Source organism: Streptomyces lunalinharesii (assembly GCF_039532155.1).
GTDB classification, from domain to species: domain Bacteria; phylum Actinomycetota; class Actinomycetes; order Streptomycetales; family Streptomycetaceae; genus Streptomyces; species Streptomyces lunalinharesii.
In genome coordinates this window covers 308,838-324,870 of record NZ_BAAARK010000006.1, presented here as the reverse complement: position 1 = coordinate 324,870, position 16,033 = coordinate 308,838, and the positions used below count along the sequence as shown (strand labels likewise).

The 16,033-nt window shown below is 71.6% G+C and carries 12 protein-coding genes; 6 read left to right on the top strand and 6 right to left on the bottom strand.

Annotated features, from left to right (window positions below; translation table 11 throughout):
- Window positions 1–55: 55 nt before the first annotated feature.
- Window positions 56–1,432, top strand: a complete 1,377-nt coding sequence (locus ABD385_RS12835) for an MFS transporter (protein ID WP_344575302.1) — start codon at window positions 56–58, stop codon at window positions 1,430–1,432.
- A gap of 29 nt (window positions 1,433–1,461) precedes the next feature.
- Window positions 1,462–2,310, top strand: coding sequence for an MgtC/SapB family protein (locus ABD385_RS12830; protein ID WP_344575301.1), 849 nt, complete (start codon window positions 1,462–1,464; stop codon window positions 2,308–2,310).
- Between the two features lie 395 nt (window positions 2,311–2,705).
- Here the strand turns inward: ABD385_RS12830 and ABD385_RS12825 are convergent, their stop codons facing one another.
- A complete protein-coding gene (locus ABD385_RS12825; RefSeq protein WP_344575300.1) occupies window positions 2,706–3,476 on the bottom strand; it encodes a hypothetical protein in 771 nt (256 codons plus the stop codon).
- A 964-nt stretch (window positions 3,477–4,440) separates the two neighbouring features.
- Here ABD385_RS12825 and ABD385_RS12820 point away from each other — a divergent pair.
- The gene (locus ABD385_RS12820) at window positions 4,441–5,988 is read left to right on the top strand and encodes an MFS transporter (protein ID WP_344575299.1); all 1,548 of its coding nucleotides are present in this window, start codon (window positions 4,441–4,443) and stop codon (window positions 5,986–5,988) included.
- Between the two features lie 56 nt (window positions 5,989–6,044).
- Here ABD385_RS12820 and ABD385_RS12815 read toward each other — a convergent pair whose 3' ends face one another.
- From ABD385_RS12815 to ABD385_RS12795, 5 genes are all read right to left on the bottom strand, one after another.
- The gene (locus ABD385_RS12815; RefSeq protein WP_344575298.1) at window positions 6,045–8,279 is read right to left on the bottom strand and encodes an FUSC family protein; all 2,235 of its coding nucleotides are present in this window, start codon (window positions 8,277–8,279) and stop codon (window positions 6,045–6,047) included.
- A 321-nt stretch (window positions 8,280–8,600) separates the two neighbouring features.
- Complete coding sequence (locus tag ABD385_RS12810) at window positions 8,601–9,134, bottom strand: IclR family transcriptional regulator (RefSeq protein ID WP_344575297.1); 534 nt, start codon at window positions 9,132–9,134, stop codon at window positions 8,601–8,603.
- A 327-nt stretch (window positions 9,135–9,461) separates the two neighbouring features.
- Window positions 9,462–9,770: a hypothetical protein gene (locus ABD385_RS12805; RefSeq protein WP_344575296.1), complete on the bottom strand. Its 309-nt coding sequence runs from the start codon at window positions 9,768–9,770 to the stop codon at window positions 9,462–9,464.
- Between the two features lie 307 nt (window positions 9,771–10,077).
- Entirely contained in the window at window positions 10,078–10,365 is a 288-nt protein-coding gene (locus ABD385_RS12800; RefSeq protein WP_344575295.1) for a hypothetical protein, read from the bottom strand.
- A 255-nt stretch (window positions 10,366–10,620) separates the two neighbouring features.
- Window positions 10,621–12,597, bottom strand: coding sequence for a glycoside hydrolase family 5 protein (locus ABD385_RS12795; protein WP_344575294.1), 1,977 nt, complete (start codon window positions 12,595–12,597; stop codon window positions 10,621–10,623).
- 320 nt (window positions 12,598–12,917) lie between these two features.
- Here ABD385_RS12795 and ABD385_RS12790 point away from each other — a divergent pair, with 320 nt between their 5' ends.
- From ABD385_RS12790 to ABD385_RS12780, 3 genes are all read left to right on the top strand, one after another.
- On the top strand, window positions 12,918–13,535 hold the full coding sequence (locus tag ABD385_RS12790) for a TIGR03086 family metal-binding protein (protein ID WP_344575293.1): 618 nt from the start codon (window positions 12,918–12,920) through the stop codon (window positions 13,533–13,535).
- Between the two features lie 331 nt (window positions 13,536–13,866).
- Window positions 13,867–15,354, top strand: a complete 1,488-nt coding sequence (locus ABD385_RS12785; protein ID WP_344575292.1) for a PepSY-associated TM helix domain-containing protein — start codon at window positions 13,867–13,869, stop codon at window positions 15,352–15,354.
- Complete coding sequence (locus ABD385_RS12780; RefSeq protein WP_344575291.1) at window positions 15,351–16,001, top strand: DUF5134 domain-containing protein; 651 nt, start codon at window positions 15,351–15,353, stop codon at window positions 15,999–16,001. Before ABD385_RS12785 ends, ABD385_RS12780 begins: the two co-directional genes overlap by 4 nt.
- Window positions 16,002–16,033: the final 32 nt, after the last annotated feature.

Sequence of the window (16,033 nt, the reverse complement as noted above, 5' to 3'; positions counted from 1 at the left end):
GCAACCCGAACCGGAGCGGCACGCCCCTGTCTGTCGCCGCCCAGGAGGCATCTTCATGTTCCGCGCGTATCGAGCACTCGGCCAGGTGTCCGGTGCCCGACCCCTGTTCGCGGCAGGCGTCGTCGCCCGGCTGCCCAGGGCCATGATCGGCCTGGGCATCGTCACCATGGTGGCGCGCAGGACCGGCGACTACGCGCTGGGCGGAGCGGTGTGCGCCGCCTACTCGCTGGCCGTGGCCGCGCTCGGACCGCTGGTCGCGCGGGCGGTGGACCGCCACGGCCAACGCCGTGTCGCCCGCCCCGCCCTGGCCTGCGCCTTCGGAGCCCTGAGCGGCCTCGTCGCGTGCAGCGCGGCCGGCGTTCCCGGCTGGGCGCTGTTCCCGTGCGCCCTGGCCGCCGGCACCATGCCCAACGTCGGCGGCCTGGTCCGGGCACGGTGGGCCCACCTCTGTCGAGACGACCGGATCCTGCACACCGCGTACTCGGCGGAATCGGTGGCCGACGAACTCGCCTTCGTCGCCGGCCCCATCCTCGCCGTCATGCTCGCCACGGTCCTGTTCCCCGAGGCGGGCGTGCTCGCCGCGATCGCGGCCGGGGCGATGGGCCTGCTGGCCCTGACCGCACAACGGCGCACCGAACCGCCCACCAGGCCCGCTCCCGGCCGCGCGCCTCGCCACAGCGTGCTGCGCACCCCCGGTATGCCCGTCCTGGTCACCGTGTTCGTCGCGTTCGGCACGATCTTCAGCAGCACCGAGGTGATCACCGTCGCGTTCGCCACCGCACAAGGGCACCGGGGTGCCGCGGCGTTCGCCCTGGCCGCCTTCGGCGTCACCAGCGCCGTGGCCGGACTGGTCGTGGGGGCCTGCAAGCCTCGTTGCAGCCCGCCGGTGCGGCTCGCGATCGCGCTGCTGGCCCTCGCGCTGAGCCTGCTGGGCATGCCGTTCGCGAGCGGCGTGGGCCACCTGACGCTGGTCCTGCTTCTCGCCGGGCTGTTCATCTCGCCGAGCCTGATCACCACCTACGGCCTGGTCGAGCGGCTGGTTGCCAAGGAGCGGCTCAATGAGGGCATGACCTGGTTGCTGTCCGCCATCACCTTGGGCCTGTCATTGGGTTCCGTGACCGGCGGGTACGCCGCCGACCGGCTCGGCGCGCAGCACGCCCTCTGGCTGCCGGTGTGCTGTGCCGTGGCCAGCGCGCTGCTCGGCGCCCTCGGGACCGTTCGGTTGCGCGGCACGTCGGGGGGATCCGCGGCCCTCGCCCCGGCCCGGTCGGTCGGGGGCGCCCGGTCGGCGGGGACGCCGGGCCCGGTGTCCGTCGCGCCTGGCCCGCATCGTCCCCGGTGTTCCTCGCACGGTCGACCGCCGCGCCGCACGTCCCACGAGGGTGACGACCGCACCGCGGCCCGACGCCTGATCGCCCGCATCAAGCAGTGACGCCCGACAGCTGGGAGGGAGCGCCCGCCATGTCGAACTGGATCTTCGCCGCCAACCTGGGAGTCGCCCTCTTGCTGGGCGCCGCCATCGGCCTCGAACGCCAGTGGCGGGCCCGCGGCGCCGGACTGCGCACGACCGCCCTGGTCGCGGCGGGCGCGGCACTGTTCGTGATGCTCAGCAAGTACGGCTTCGCCGATCTCGCCGACATCCCGCACCAGACGTACGACGGTTCCCGGGTCGCCGCCCAGATCGTCTCCGGCATCGGCTTCCTCGGCGCGGGCGTGATCATGCGCAGCGGGGAACGGGTGCACGGCCTCAACACCGCCGCCACCATGTGGTGCGCGGCAGCCGTGGGCGCCCTGTGCGGCGCGCAGATGCAGCCCGTCGCCGCGATCGGCACCGCCGGCATCGTGTTCGTCCACACCGTCCTGCGCCCGCTGGCCCGTTGGGTGGACCGCACGTCCTCCGGCGGTGAGGAGGCCGACGCCGTGCCGTGCCGTTATGCCATCCGCCTCCGCTGCACGACGGACGCGCTGCCGCAGGTCCGCACGCGGCTGGTGCGGGAACTGCACGGTGAGTCGTTCTCCCTGGTGGCCGTCCGCGGCGGCCCCGTCGACGCCTCCACCGATCGTGCGGTGAACGCCGTGGTGAGCGCACCGGACCGGTGGGAGCCGCGGGTGGAGCAGGTCGTCGGCCGGCTGGCCCGGGAGGCCGGTGTGCGGGAAGCCGCCTGGCGTGCCGCAGGGCCGGACGAGCCGCGCCGCGCCCGCAGCCGGGTGCGCAGTGCCCTCACCGCTTGGCGGTCCCGCGGCGCGGCGCGGTCGGGCTGGTTCCGGAGAGGGGTGGGCGCGCCGTCCGGACGTGAGGAGGAACGATGACGCTGCCCGGCCGGACCTCCGCCCGCACCGGCCTTCGCTTCCGCCGGCCGGTGTTGCGCTGCGGACGGCGGCGGCACCGGCTTCCCGCTCGGTGCCCGGCCCTCGACCACGTGGCGTGTGGCCTCGGCGGTGCCGTTGCTGAACTTCGTGACGACCGGGTAGGTGCCGGGCCCTGCGTTGATCCGCAGGAAGCCCCGGACGTGTTGGGCCCCGGCGTGGGTGACGTGGACGACGCCCGCCTTGGTGAAGACGGATGCGTACCCGGCTCCGGGAGCGGGCGCCGCGGCTCCGGTCACCCGGATCGTCCGGCTGCGGCGGGCCGTGTTGGGGCCCGCCGGCCGGCCGCAGGGCGGCAGTCGGCACGCCCGCCGCCGCCCTGCTGGCCTCCTCGCGCCTCACGGTGTGCGGTGTGCGTCCTCTTCGCGGGCGTTCGGGCTCTTGCCGTCTCCGGGCTGCGGGGTCTGCGAGGAGGGCGCGGGTCGATCGGGCACGGTCTTCTCCACTCGGAGCCCGCTGGTGAACGCCCGCTTGCCGTGGACCTCGCAGGACTTCTTCTCCTGGTCGGTCATCGGGCGGGTCTTCACCACCACGGCGTTGCTGACACCGTCGGTGCCGTTGGGGGCCGGGCTCGTGATGGTGTCCTTCCAGAACCAGTAGTAGTGGCCCCAGTGCGGGTTGTCGTAGTGCGTCTGCCAGGTGCCGGAGACCTCCCGCATCGCCTGGGCGCGCGATATCCAGCCGACCTCGCCCGGCTTCACCGTCATCCCCAACGAGCCCCCGTCCCGGTGTTCGGTGGACCAGGTGTGTCCGTACTTCGTGGTGATGCTGAGGTTCACGATCCCGGCGATCTTGCCGCCCGCGGTGATCGACGCCTCCAGGCTGTCGGTGGAGCCCACGCTGTCCGACCAGTCCATGGACTGGCTGGCGGGCGAAGTGCTGCAGTTGTAGAGGGTGTTGGACACCTGGTGGTAGTTGCCGAGGTAGGCCCCCTTCACGACGGGGTCGTTGAAGGTGCACTTTCCGGTCCCACTGGCGCAGTCGGCCATCAACTGCTTGATGGTGGGCTCGCTGCTCGCGAACGCCGTCGCTGAGCCGGCCGCCACGACCGCTGCCGAGAGTGCGCTCACCGCCAGGGCGCGGCGCAGGTTGATTCGTGAATTCGACATGGAGGTTTCTCTATTCTTGTGCGTTTCTTCCTTTTTCGGGTGGAGCACTGGAACTGTCGCAGGGAGAAAACGGCGGCGACGACCAAGAAAGGGTAAAAGATGCCGGAAGTGATGGCGCTCACGAGAATTGCCCCAGGTGTGGAGTGGGAATTTCTCCCCGTGGTTCCGTGCGGGAAAGTGAAAGATTCTCGCTGCCGTGAGGGAGAGTCATCGTCGGAATCCGGTACTCCGGGTCCGGCGGCCCGCGGCGGACTTGTACGGTGATTCCGTGCCCTGCTGGAACTGGAGGCTGGGCCCAGAGGCCGTCCGGGTGGTGGGCGTGGCCTAGCCCCCCGCGGACGGCCACCCCGAGACGATCGAGGTGTTTCTCGGCTGCTGCTGCTCGAAAAAATCGGCATTCCCCGGAAGATCCCGAGGATGCTTTGTAGGTGTCGCGGCGTCGCGTGGTTATTTCGCCGCGCGAGCCTTTTGCGTGGAGTGTGACGGATGAATTGTCTCCGCAGTGTTTTCCGTTCCCTGGGCCTACTCGTCGCCGCTTTCGTCGGGGCGGACGGTTGGCATCTGCTACAGCCGAAAAGGTCTGGCGGGCGGGACCAGTCGCCCGGTGCCGCCGGCCCGCGACGTCGCGAGGACGGCGGGGGAGGGCCGACGCCGGCCGAGTGAGCACGGCGGACCGAAGCCGCGCCCCCAGCAGGCCGGGCGGGGCACCCAGGAATCGAACGACTTTCCAGGCAGGAACGACGACCACTCGCCCGGCCCGGCGTCGTCCGGGCGCGTAACGCGCATCCCGGTGAACGGTGCGCCGACGGCGTTGCGCCGCCCGGCCGGCCGGATGGTCCCCGGGCCGGGCAGTGGCTACGTTCGAAGCCATGAACCTGTCGGTCGTGCTACAGGAGCCCCGCCGATCCGCACGGGCCCGGCGGGCCCACGGCGACGCCAGAGCATGCGACCGCGGAAGGACCCGATGAAGAGACTTCCCCAAACCCGGACGTCCGCACCCGCCCCGTGCCTGGACCAGGCACAACGCACTCGCGTCCTCTTCGTGCTGAGTCTGTGCCTGTTGTTGGTGGTCATGGACGCCACCATCCTGCACACGGCGATGCCCAGCATCATCGACGACCTGCAACCGACGTCCATCGCCCAACTGTGGATCGTCAACGCCTACGCCCTGGTCCTCGCCGGTCTCCTCATCACCACCGGAGCCGTCGGCGACCGCACCGGCCGCAAACGCCTGCTCCTACTGGGACTTGCCGTCTTCACCGGTGCCTCGCTGCTCGCCGTGGCCGTGCCCACGCCGGGCGTGCTCGTCCTGAGCCGGGCACTGCTCGGGGTGGGCGGCGCGATGATCATGCCGTCGACGCTGTCGATCCTGCGCAACGTCTTCACCGGCCCCGCCGAGCGGGCACGGGCCATCGCGGTGTGGGGCATGATGGCGGCCCTCGGCGGCGCACTCGGGCCCGTGCTGGGCGGCGCGTTGGTGCAGTGGGCCGACTGGCGCTCCGCGTTCCTGGTGAACGTGCCCATCGCCCTGGCTTGCCTGGCGCTCTCGTGGCGGGTCCTGCCGGAGTCCAGTGCGCCCGGCACCGCACGCCTGGACCTGCCCAGCGTCGCCCTGTCGTTCATCGGCATGGTCGCGGTGATCCAGGGGATCAAAGCCACCACCAAGGACGGACCGCTCACCTACGCGTCCGGGGGCGCGCTCGTCCTGGGCGTGGTGCTGTTGGCGTCCTTCGTCAGGCGCCAACGGACCCTGGACGACCCGCTGGTGGACACCAGCCTGTTCCGCCTGCGCTCCGTCACGCTCGCGCTCCTCGCCTACTTGCTGGTGACCGCGGTGCTCAACGCGATCCTCTGCCTCAGTTCGCAGTGGTTCCAGACCGTGCGCGGAATGCCGCCGCTCACGGCCGGCCTGCGGTTGTTGCCCGCCATGGTCACCATGATCGCGGCCGGAGCCGTCATGCCCTACCTGCTGCGGAACCTCACCACGCGCGTCCTGCTCGGCGCGGGGGTGGCGCTGGTCGGCCTGTCCCTGCTCGCACCCGCCGTGCCGGGCGACGAGATGACCACGGTGGCCGTCTCCCTGGCCGTCCTCGGCCTCGGCGTCACGGTGGCGATGTCCACCTGCGTCGCCGTGATCATGAGCGCGGTGCCACCCGAACGTGCCGGGCGCGCGGCGGCCGTCCAGGAAAGCTTCCTCGAACTGGGCAACGTCCTGGGCATCTCGGTCCTGGGCAGCATCACCGCACTGCTCTACCGCCATCGCCTGGTCCCCCCTCCCGGCACGCCGGACCAGGCGCTCGATGCCGCACGGGACTCCGTGGGAGAGGCGGCCGGCATCGCCGAACGCCTCCCCGAGGACGCCGGAAGGCCCCTGGCGCAGGCCGCCAACCAGGCGTTCGACTCGGCGTTCGTCACGACCATGACGGTCACCGGCGTACTCGTCCTCCTCGCGGCCTGTGCCGTGTGGATGCTCCTGCCGCCCGGCAAGGCCGCGGCCACCCCCATGCACTGATCCGCACTGCGCCTCGCCAGTCTCCTGCCGAGGCGCGGTGGGCCGGGCCGGCGAGGTCAGGAGCGGTGGTCGACGCCCGCCGCCCGACCGGCCCGCAGGTCGTCCATCACCCGGTCGACGCGGGTGGTGGCGTAGGAGATTCCGGTGAGCCACGCCTCCAGGTCGGCGATCAGGACCAGGGCCGCGGGCTCGGGACCGGACCGGTGGGCAGCCGCGAGGGTCAGCGGGCCGGACGCGTCGGCCGGACAGTCGTCGCGTTCCCGGGGCTGGACGGTGCCGGCGCACCGCACCGACTCCGCCGAGCGTCGGCAGTCGTCGGCCACGCGAGCGGACAGGGCGACGAGTTGGGTGGCGACGTCCGGCGGGAGCGGGGCCGTGTCGGCGGCGTGCTCGGACAGCAGGAGCGCGCCGCCGCCCACGGTGGTGTAGCCGGAGGCCATGGCCAGCTCCCAGGGGAGTTCCGGGTCCTTCCGGGAGGCGCCTTCGGTGCGGTACTGGGTGTAGGCGGCTTGGACGAGCCGCAGCGTGCGGTCGGCCGCGCGCAGCATCGTGGCGTCCGCGTCGGTGGCGTCCGCGTCGGCGGTGTCTGCGTGCGCGGGCGGTCGGCACAGCCGTTCGGTGATCGCCTGGCACGTCTGGGCGGACGTGGCCATGAACCGCACCGCGGACCGCCGCAGTTCGCTCCGTGCTCCCCGCGGCCAGGCGAGCAGGGCGGCAGCGGCGCCGATCAGGCCGCCGACGAGCACGTCCAGGAAGCGCCACGTGGGGATGGCCAGATCGGGGGGCTCGACCTGCGCGAAGACGGTCACCAACGTGAGCGTCAGGGCCGCCTGGACCCAGACCGTTCCCAGCAGCGGACCGATCCCGAAGCCCAGGAACACCACCAGCGGGGCCGCCACGAGGTAGACGGCCGGCGTGTCGCCGGCGACCACGACCAACAAGCCGGCCACCACCGCGCCCAACCCGGTGCCGAGGAAGGCCGGTCCCAAGGCTCCGCGGGTGTCCGAGGCGGAGGTGCGCAGCAGGCTCAACGTGGCCAGCAGGACCCAGAAACCGTGCGGCAGGTCGAGACCGCCGACCAGGAGCCGGGCCCCGGCGAGGGCGAGAGCGGCGCGCAGCGCGTTCTGGAACAGCACCGACCGTGGCGTCAGATGCAGCCGCAGTCGGTACCAGTAGCGGACGGGGGCGCCGACCGTGGCGTACCGGAAGGGACTGCCCAGGCGGCGCCACGGTCGTCGTGGTGCGGCGCCGAAGGCGATGCGTGCGGCCTCGGCGAGCAGCATCCCGGCCGCGGCCGTGTCGTGCACGACCGCGGCCAGGCGCAGTCGCCTGGGAGTGGCGCTGCGGACGGCGGCCAGGCGGGCGACGCCGAACGAGCGCAGCGCCTCGACCAGCGGGTCGGGGCTGGGGGACGTGACCGCGGACGAACGGAGCACGACGGCCGCCCGGCGCAGGCCGTCGGCGGTGCGGTCGAGCAGGTGGGCCTCGTCCGGAGCGGGGCTGCCAAGGCCCGTTGAGATGCGGTCGAGTTGGTTCACCAGGTGACGCAGCAGGGCGCGCACGTCGTACAGGCCACGGTGAAGCAGTGAGGCGCCCGTGGGGCGTTCGGGCAGTGCCACCTGGGACAGGCGGGTGGCGAACAGCGTGCGGTCCACCCGGTCGTGCGGGGGCGGGGCGGTCTCGTCGCCCGTTCCCGCGATCCGGCGGGCCACCAGCGCGCAGTACTCGGCCGCCGCGTCAACGGCCTCGGCGAGCAGGATCCGGTACGGGGGCGGCAGGGGCCCCTGCCACAGCAACCGGTCGACGAGCGCGGCGGTGACCATGCCGACGGCCAGGCCGCCGAGCCGCTCGCCGAGGGCGTCCGGGGCGTAGGGCGGGAAACAGGGCAGCAGGTAGTACAGCTGGAACGAGGTGGCCAGTCCTCCCGCGGCCGGGCCGCCCACACCGAGGTACGACGTGACGAAGGCGACGACGAACATGCCCAGTGCCGCGCTCCAGGAGTGCGCTGCCAGCAGCGTGCCGGCCGTGACCAGGAGCAACCCCGCCGGCAGGGCGGCCAACAAGGGACCGGTGCGTTCGCGCGCCGTCCCCGGCAAACGGGAGAAGAGCGTGAGCGGGAGGGCACCGAACAACGCGTAGAGGGCCATGGCCGGTTCGTCGAAAACGTAGCGCAGCAGGTAGAAGGCGCCCAGCCCGGCGAGCGTGGCCCACAGTGCCCGCCGCAGTTGTGGGGCGGCGTCAGGGCGCCGCAGCAGTCGGCCCAGCGGGCTGGCCGGGCCCACGAGGTTCACCAGGGAGCCCTTCGGCGCCGTAGCGCCTGCTGCGGATCGTCGACGCGCACAGGGCGGCAGGCAGCCCGAGGTGCCTGGTGGGGGAGCGTTCCCATGGGTTCAATCTAGGCGGCGGTGGTGCGGCCGCAACCGGTGTGCGTCCGGCGCAGTCGTCGGTGGCGACGACGGCCCGCCGGCAGACTGCCGTCCAGGCGATTCGCGGCTACTGCCTGGCGCTGCCGACGGTACCGCGCCCGTCCTACGGGGGGTGAAGCACCTCGGCAAGCACGGTCTGATCGGGGCAGGTGACACGTCCCTCCGCCCAACTCTTCCCGTGATCAGTCAGGTGCGAGTGGGTGTGTCTGTCGTCAGACTCACGCTGATCGACGACGCCGTGTCGATCAGCAGGTGGCGGTACCGGTCGGACGCCACCAGGGCGAGGTCCAACAGGTCGGCGGGGCCGGTCACGCTCAGTGCAGCGGCGCGGTCAGGCGATTCGGGACACGCTATGACGGTGGCCAGTTCGGCGCTGCGCAAGTCAGGCTCCGGCACGAAGACGCAACGCCCGTCGTGCGGCACGCCCAGCGCCTGCGCCGGTGCGGAACCGGGCGGCAACACCTCGCCGATGGTCAACCGCTGCGGGCTGTTGTCGGGCCGGAAGACATGGTGGATGACTTGCACGCCACGGGGGTGCGGCACGGAGATCCGCACGCTCATCCCACTGCGCATGGCCAATTCGTCGGCCCAGATCATGGCCGCCGCACGGAGACAGTTGCAGTCCTGCGGAGCCTTGCTCGTCCGGTCGTCACGCCGTACCGCCTTCGTCCGCAGAACTGACGCGGCGCGGCGCAGCACGGCGCATGCGCGGTCCATCATGGCGAGCTCCTTACTGGCGATCGCTGAAGGCCGTCCAGCGGTTCCGCCATCACGGTATGAGTGGGAGGGGTGCCTGGGCATCGGCCCGACGGGGGATTCGGAGAGTCGCGCCGTAGGGAGAACTGCCGATGGCTCCCTCGGCCGATGGGTGGAGAAGTGATCGCGCGGGCACCGCACGGCTCGCCCCTGCCGAGTAGGACGAAGCTGCCAGCCGGCGACGCCTCGAAACCAGACACGTGGGCGCTGGAGTCCTGAACCAGGCACGCGGGCGCTGGAGGCAGGTGTCGTCCGCGGCTCGTAGATCGAGCCGCGGCTCACGAGTGTCCCTCAACCCCCGTGTCGCCCCCCGTAGCCCCAGGCAGCGACCGAACGCGCTTCGCTCACCTGCCCATCACGCGGGGATCCGTGGCCGCTTGCAGCATGATGAGCGTGTTCCCGTTGCGGCTGCCGCCGATGGCGCAGGACGTGCCCTCCGACCGGGACTTCCTCGAACCACCCGGAGACCCCCTTCGACGTCAGCACCAGAGCGCGCGGCGTCTGGTCGCTGACAGTGATCTCGTAGTGCTCGCGCTGCGGCAGGGGAACCGCCGCCGCGACGGCCGAATTGCTGATCTTCTTGGCGAAATCCTCGTTCATGCCCCAAGCGTGCGTGCTGGCGCGGGTGCGGAGAGTCAGTCGATCGTCGGATTGAGAGGGGGAGCAACGGGTCCTCTGATGGGTGGGCGCACCCTGCTCGTCCACGATGCCCGTTCATGCCCGTTCAGCCCCACGACGATCCGCGCCGTGCCTGGTGGGCCCGCAGCTGCGGGCGGTACCAGGCACGGCGCGGATCGTCGACGACGTGCTGGGGAGCGGAACCAGCAGGGGGCCGGTCCGGGGAAGCGCCGCTGCGCCGCTGCACCTCTCCTGTCGAGACGTGAGCGGCGCTCTCGGGCCTTTCCCGTCAGGCGCAGAGGAGGACGACGAGTCCCCTGCAGTCCCCGTCGCCGCCGTGGTGATGGCCGGCCGGGAGGAGGAAGGCCCAGGGGTCCCCTCCTTCGCGTCGACCATCCCCCGGACCGTCCTGGGGGAGGCTGGCGGGCAGCGGCTTGGCGATCTGAGGGGCCTGCTGCACGGTCGTGGCCGCGGCGGCCGTGGGTACCCCTGCGAGGAGAGCGCTGCCCAAGGCGGCGCTGATCGCGAATATTCGCAGACCGGGCTTCTTCTGGCGGTTCATGCGCGTGGTGTCCATGGAACAAACATGCGGACGGCTGTTTTGTGCTGCCCCTGGAGGGCAGCCGATGGAGTGAACCCGTCGACGAACTCCTGGGTACGGTCGCGGACTGCGCCGATCCGCAATACGCATGGCCCGCCAGCCGCCAGCCGCCAGCCGCCAGCCGCCAGCCGCCGGCAGCACCGTCTCGTACCGCACGGAGCCGAAGGATCGGCCGAGCTGCCGCATGGCCGGCGGACGGTCACCGTCGACCGCCGCACCGCGCCACGGCGGCTAGGGGAGGCGACGGCACAGCAGGGCGTCGGGTCGGCCGAGTTGGAGGGATTTCCAGGTCATGGCGACGCCGGCGACGTACTCGTCGTCGGCGCACTGGCCCTTGTAGTCGTTCGCGGCCCAGTCACTGCCCTTGGCGCCGCCGGTGGCGGGGCGGTTGTCGCCCCGGTCGAACCACACGCTGCGGCCCTGGGTGGGCAGCGGGGTGGCGGAGGGCGCGCAGAGCAGGGAGACCATGGCGGGGCCCTTCATGCTGTAGCCGACCGCGAAGCTGTTGACCGGGCACTGGAGCTTGTCGTAGCCGCTGGCCCAGTCGCCCTGTTTGACGTAGCGCTCGTCGTTGACCATTTCCCAGGCGCCCGCTGCCTTGAGCGGCTGGGCCACGTCGGTGCACAGGCCGCGGCCATGGCTGCGACTGAGTCCGATCAGCCGCTCCGGGTCGGGACAGTTGCCCTTGGAGTTGCCCGGACTCCAGTCCGTCTTGGCGAGCATGGTGCGGGAGAGGTTCCGGTCTCCGTGATCGATGTCGACGATGTTCCAGTGGTGGGCCGGGGCGATGCGGCCGGTCTTGGCGGGGGCGTCGACGAGCTTGTTCCAGTCGGTGGCCCGCCAGTCGCCGTCGTCCTCGACGCTGAGCTTCTTCCCGGTCGCGTCGTAGGAGAGCAACGCCCAGTTGTCGTTCGGCGTGCCCTTGTCGTCGCTCCAGCCCACCAGCGGCCACTGGGCGAAGTCGGTGTCGTTCTTCACCAGGATGTCGGTGAAGTTCTTGAACCAGGCTTGTTCCTTGGCGTCGGTGGAGCCGCGTCCGGCGGCGCCGAACTCGCTCACCCACACTGGAGCGGTGAAGTGCCTGCCTTCCTCGGTGACGAACAGCCCCTCGTCGTTCACCACCCGAGCGAGCTGGTCCGGGGTGAAGTCCTCGTAGCGCGGATCGCCGGTTGCTCCCGGGCCACTGGCGGCGCCGGTGTTGGCCGGGCCGGTGTAGCCGTAGAAGTGCACCGCGTAGACCAGCTTGTTCGAGTCGATCAGGGTGTGGGAGAGGGTGCGGACCGGTTTGAGGTCCGGGCGCTGGTGGGGGAAGGGGGCGGCGGGGATGCCCTGCCAGTTGATGCCCTCCATGATGATCAGCATGTCGGGGTCGGCCTGGAGGATCTCGTTCCCGGCCTGCTCGAAGGCGGTGTACTCGTCGTGCTCGTCGCCCCAGCCCCAGTTGGCGTCGTCCCACGTGTCGCGGCGGACCTCGTTGCGCAGGTCGGCACCGACCACGCGCTTGTTGTCCTGGTAGCGCTTGGCCATGAACACCCAGTCGTCGATCCACTGTCGGGTCGACTGCCCGCTGTTCCAGCGCTCGTTGCCGTCCAGGCCGCAGCAGAAGCGGTAGCTGGTGGTGTGGTTGTTGAGGATCACCGCGAAGCCGTCGGAGGTCAGCGCCGCGATGACGGCGTCGAACACCTCCAGCGGCGTCTTCCCCTTGAGCTGCGGGTTGGCCGCGACCGCGGCGTCCGGTACCACGGTCTTGTCGTGCACCAGCGCGTTGGCGAACGGCAGCCGGATGCTGTTGATGCCGAGGCCGTGGAAGTCGGCCATGAGCCGGCCGATCGGGGTGCGGTCCAGGCCGAGGGGGATGTTGTTGGACTTCTGGTGCGCCTGATGGTTCGCCACGTCGTTGACGTCGCCGCTTCCCCCGTACGTCCCCTGAGCACCGGCCCAGTTACCGGATCGGAGTTTGAAGCGGTCGCCGTCGGCATCGACGACGTACCGGCCCCGGGTGCTGAGCGGTCCGGTCCACGAGGTCGCCAGCTCGTCGCCCGTCAACGCGACGGGAGCCGAGGTGGGAACGGTGTCCGGAGCGGTGACGGTGTACGGAGCGGCCACAGCTTCGGGGACTGCCGCCGCTCCGGGGACGGCCACGGCCAGCAGCGCGGCGGCGGCGAGCAACGCGGGTATGCCACGCGTGACGGATCTGACGGTCCTCACGAAGCCCTCCGGGGGTGGTGGTGGGGGGTACGGGCACTGCGAGGTGCGCTCCACCGCCCCTTCCTGGAGCGGCAGTTGGCGGATCACCGTACACCGCGACCCGGTCGCCCGGCACCACCCGAGCCGGTGGCTTCGGCCACGAGGGCCTTGGCCGGCGGCTCGCCCCGGCGAGACACGGCACACCCCGGTGAGACACGGCACACCTCGCACCAACCGTTCGCGGAGTGAGGGGCGTCGCGCGGCCTCCGCACGTCGAGAACTCCAACTCGACGTCCGATATCCGCCGGACCCGGCCGCCTGCGGTGAGCACCCTGGGCCACATGGTCAACGCGTTTGAAGGGCTCATCGATCGGTTCCTCGGGGCCAGCGCCGAGTTCGAGCGGAAGCTGCGAGCAGTGCGACCCGAGCAGTGGTCCCGGCCAACTCCCTGCACCGAGTGGAACGTTCGGCAGTTGGTCAACCACATGACGCGCGGGAACCTCAACTACGTGAGTCTGCTGCACGGCGGCACCGCCGCCGACTTCCTGCGGCTGCGGGACGCCGACGCGTTGGGCACGGACCCATCGGGGGCGTACGCCCGGTCCGTACGAGAGTGCGCCCGGGCGTTCGGGGAGACCGGTGCACGCCAACGGATTCTGGACTACCCCCTGGGCCCGGTGACCGGCCAGCAGGCACTTGCCGTGCGGATCGCGGACAGCACCGTCCACACATGGGATCTCGCACGGGCCGTCCACCTGGACGACACCCTCGACCGCAGTCTCGTGGCGTGGATCGACGAGCATCTTGACGAGATCTACGCGGGCCTGGCGGAAACACCCACCGCTGTCGAGACGACCCACCGGTTCTTCGCCGCCCCCGAGGGCGCGCTCGCTCGCCACGCATCCCCACAGACACGACTGCTCCACCGCATGGGAAGGACGCCGGCGCGAGGTGACTGAGTCCGTGTGGTCATGAGCCGGCCCACGGGCAGGTGTGTTCCACCGGGTGGGACCGAGCATGTGATGCGGGACTGGGGGAGGGCGCTGGTGCGGGCAGCTGCGGGTCGACGCTCCAGCTGATCCCTCTCGGGCCAGGCGAAGCGGCCGGCGGCACGTGGGACCCGCGCCCCCGGGGGGATCAATTCCAGACAAGCCACGATATGCCGGCCCGTCAGGTGGGGGTGTGGCGACGCTCACATCGAATGCGCGGGAACTCCCGTCATCAGCGGCCCGACTCCTGCTGTGGACCGCAGAGGTCGGTCGATGACGTCCCGGAGGAGAAGCGCCCGCCATGGCCGAAAGTCGCAGCGCGTCAGTCGCAGCGGACGAAGTATCCGTACCACCTGACGGTGCCGGCGCCGGTGCCGGCGCCGGGACCGATCCGGCAATCGCGGGCGAAGCCTCCTGCGCCGGAGGCGAGACGGCCACCAAGACGACCACCGCACCGGGAGTCTGGAGCGGCCTGCGTCCGCTGCTGCTGCGGCTGCACTTCTACGCGGGCATCCTCGTCGGGCCCTTCCTGCTCGTCGCCGCGGTGACCGGACTGATGTACACGGCGACTCCGCAACTGGAGTCGGTGCTCTACAAGCACGAGTTGGCGGTCACGCCGCGGGGAGAAGCGGATTCGCTGGCCAGTCAGGTGGCCGCTGCCCGGCGGGCGGTGCCCGACGGCACGGTCGTGTCGGTCAGTCCCGGGCCCGGCCGCACGGACAGCACACGGGTCGTCTTCGACAAGCCCGGACTGCCGGACGGCGACACCCTGACCGCGTTCGTCGACCCGTACGACACCAAGGTGCTCGGCACGCTGCGGACCTCGGGCCAGTGGCTGCCGGTCCGTGCCTGGTTGGACAGCCTGCACCGGACCCTGCACCTGGGCGACTTCGGCCGCAACTACAGTGAACTGGCCGCCAGTTGGCTGTGGGTCGAGGTGCTGGGTGGGCTCGCCCTGTGGCTCGGGGCGCCCCGCACCCGGCAGCGGCTGCGCCGGGTTCTGCTGCCGCGCGGTGGTGCCAAGGGGCGGCGCCGCACGCTGTCCTGGCACGGGGTGGTCGGCCTGTGGGCCTCGATCGGCCTGCTGGGCCTGTCCGCCACCGGCATGACCTGGTCGCAGCACGCCGGAGCCAGCATCGGCGCGCTCCAGGACGCGCTCGGCGGCAGCACCCCGGCCGTGTCCACGGCCCATCCGTCGGGCGGCCACGGCACGCACGCGACCACCGGCGCGAAGGACGTCGGCATCGACGCGGTGGCCGCCGCCGCGCACGACGCCGGGTTGCGGGGACTGCTCGTCATCACACCGCCCACCGCAAGCGGATCGGCGTACGTCGTCAAGGAGAACACCCGTTCCTGGCCGGAGCGTCAGGACTCGGTGGCCGTCGATCCCGCCACGGGCGAGGTGACCGCGAAACTGAAGTTCGCCGACTACCCCGTCCTGGCCAAGCTGACCCGCTGGGGCATCGACGCCCACATGGGTCTGCTGTTCGGCCTGGCCAACCAGATCGCCCTGGCCCTGCTCGCCGTCGGCCTGATCGCCATGGTCCTCTGGGGGTACCGGATGTGGTGGCTGCGCCGGCCCACCCGCTCGGGCGGTCCCTCCTTCGGGCGGGCACCCGCGCGCGGTGCCTGGCGCCGGATACCCGGAGCGGTCCTGGCGCCGGCCGTGGTCGTGATCGCCGTGGTCGGCTACTTCCTCCCGCTGTTCGGACTGCCCCTACTGGCCTTCCTCATCGTGGACTTGACGGTCGATGCCGTGCGTCGGCGACGCCTCGGGGCGGCCGCGTGATCGCCGCGACCGGCTTGCGCTGGCTGCTCAGCGCGCTCTTCGCCCTCCCCGCGCTCTACGGCCTGTGGTCGGGCCTGGCCCCCGGCAAGCCCGCAACCCACCGGGTGGACCACCTGCTGCACGCCGCCATGGGACTGGCGATGATCGCGATGGTGTGGCCGTGGGGCATGGACCTGCCGGCGGGGCCGCAAGTCGTGCTCTTCGTCGCGGGTGCCCTGTGGTTCGCCGGCGCGGCCCTGTTCCGCGCCGACGCCTCGCACCGGGCGAAGGCGTCCTTGGCCGCCCTGCCGCACGTCGTGATGATGGGCGCGATGGCGTGGATGGTCGCCGCGATGGACCCCTCCGGCATGACGGCCACCGGGGGTGGGGGAGCCATGGCCGACATGCCCGGAATGGACATGTCGGCATCCGTCGGCGCCGCGACGATGCACCTCACCGGCACGGGCCAGCGCCTGGCCGCCGTTCTGCTCGCCGTAGTCCTGGCGGTAGTGGCCCTGCGCTGGTTGGCCCATGCCTTCGACGTGGCGCGATCCGGCCGCGCGGACGGTTCGGAGGCGGCCGTACGCCACGTCGGCGGTGCGCTCGATCCGGCCTGCCATGCGGCCATGGGCCTGGGCATGGCGGTGATGTTCGCCCTCATGGCGTGACCGGGCGACGACCCGGTGGAACGCAGGGCGGC

Bases quoted from the DNA above. Each gene is read 5' to 3' on its own strand.
- ABD385_RS12835 (WP_344575302.1), top strand. From the start codon at position 56: ATGTTCCGCGCGTATCGAGCACTCGGCCAGGTGTCCGGTGCCCGACCC.
- ABD385_RS12790 (WP_344575293.1), top strand. From the start codon at position 12,918: ATGGTCAACGCGTTTGAAGGGCTCATCGATCGGTTCCTCGGGGCCAGC.
- ABD385_RS12805 (WP_344575296.1), bottom strand. From the start codon at position 9,770: ATGAACGAGGATTTCGCCAAGAAGATCAGCAATTCGGCCGTCGCGGCG.
- ABD385_RS12820 (WP_344575299.1), top strand. From the start codon at position 4,441: ATGAAGAGACTTCCCCAAACCCGGACGTCCGCACCCGCCCCGTGCCTG.
- ABD385_RS12830 (WP_344575301.1), top strand. From the start codon at position 1,462: ATGTCGAACTGGATCTTCGCCGCCAACCTGGGAGTCGCCCTCTTGCTG.
- ABD385_RS12825 (WP_344575300.1), bottom strand. From the start codon at position 3,476: ATGTCGAATTCACGAATCAACCTGCGCCGCGCCCTGGCGGTGAGCGCA.
- ABD385_RS12785 (WP_344575292.1), top strand. From the start codon at position 13,867: ATGGCCGAAAGTCGCAGCGCGTCAGTCGCAGCGGACGAAGTATCCGTA.
- ABD385_RS12810 (WP_344575297.1), bottom strand. From the start codon at position 9,134: ATGATGGACCGCGCATGCGCCGTGCTGCGCCGCGCCGCGTCAGTTCTG.
- ABD385_RS12800 (WP_344575295.1), bottom strand. From the start codon at position 10,365: ATGGACACCACGCGCATGAACCGCCAGAAGAAGCCCGGTCTGCGAATA.